Origin of the sequence: Bacteroides caecigallinarum (genome assembly GCF_016902295.1) — a bacterium.
Taxonomy (GTDB): Bacteria; Bacteroidota; Bacteroidia; order Bacteroidales; family Bacteroidaceae; genus Phocaeicola; species Phocaeicola caecigallinarum_A.
On sequence record NZ_JACJLQ010000114.1, the window covers coordinates 1 to 1,022 of the forward strand.

The window sequence follows — 1,022 nt, forward strand, 5'->3', positions numbered from 1 at the left end:
ACCCGTTGGCGGAATTAAATTGATAAAATAAATATGTATAAAAGGTTGTGCTTATCGCTGATTATTAGTAAATTAGAAGTGATCAAACTATTAATTTACAATAAAGCTATGCACAACCTATATGCAATATTCGCAAAATTCCTGAACATATGCAAGCAAGTGGCAGGTAATTTAGTAAATGAATCAGGTAATATTCCCAGAAGAGGTGTTGTCCCACGATTCTCCGATCTTGAAGTAATTGCATTAAATATGACTTCAGAAGCAATGGGGATTGACAGTGAATCCTTGCTGTTTTCTAAATTGCAGGATTATAGGAAGGAAATTCCCAATCTTATCTCGCGCAGGCAATACAATGACAGGCGTAAGATAACCTCATCTCTTTGCAATGCAATCAGGGAGAGGATTGTTAAGGAGATAGACGGTGGTGAAGACTATTTCTGTATTGATTCAAAACCTATAGAAGTCTGTCGTTTTGCACGTGCAAAACGCTGCAGTATGGGAAAGAATAATTTTGAGAAAGCGCCGTCAATCGGATACTGTGCATCACAGGGAATATATTATTATGGATATAAGCTGCATGCGGTCTGTGGTTTAAGTGGAGTAATCCATTCTTTTGATCTTACCAAGGCAAGCGTACATGACATTCATTATTTGAAAGATGTCAAGGTGGAATATTGCAACAGTACTTTTATAGGTGACAAAGGGTATTTAAGTGCCAGTGTACAATTGGATTTGTTTGAAACAGCAAATATCAGGCTGGAAGTTCCATACAGAGCTAACCAGAAAGATTGGAAACCTGTATTCCCCGGGTTTGCCAAAGCAAGAAAAAGAATTGAAACCCTATTTTCACAGCTATGTGACCAGTTTATGATTATAAGAAATTATGCGAAAGATACAGATGGATTGTTTGCCCGAATTATAGGGAAGATTAGCGCACTTACAATCCTACAATACATCAACTATAAAAACAACAAACCCATTGGCAAAGTTAAATATGCGCTAATTTAATTCCGCCAACGGGT

The 1,022-nt window shown here is 37.2% G+C and carries 1 protein-coding gene; it reads left to right on the forward strand.

Annotated elements, in window-relative coordinates; genetic code table 11:
• Nucleotides 1-33 precede the first annotated feature (33 nt).
• The gene (locus H6A27_RS14395; RefSeq protein ID WP_204509186.1) at nucleotides 34-1,008 is read left to right on the forward strand and encodes an IS982 family transposase; all 975 of its coding nucleotides are present in this window, start codon (nucleotides 34-36) and stop codon (nucleotides 1,006-1,008) included.
• Nucleotides 1,009-1,022 lie beyond the last annotated feature (14 nt).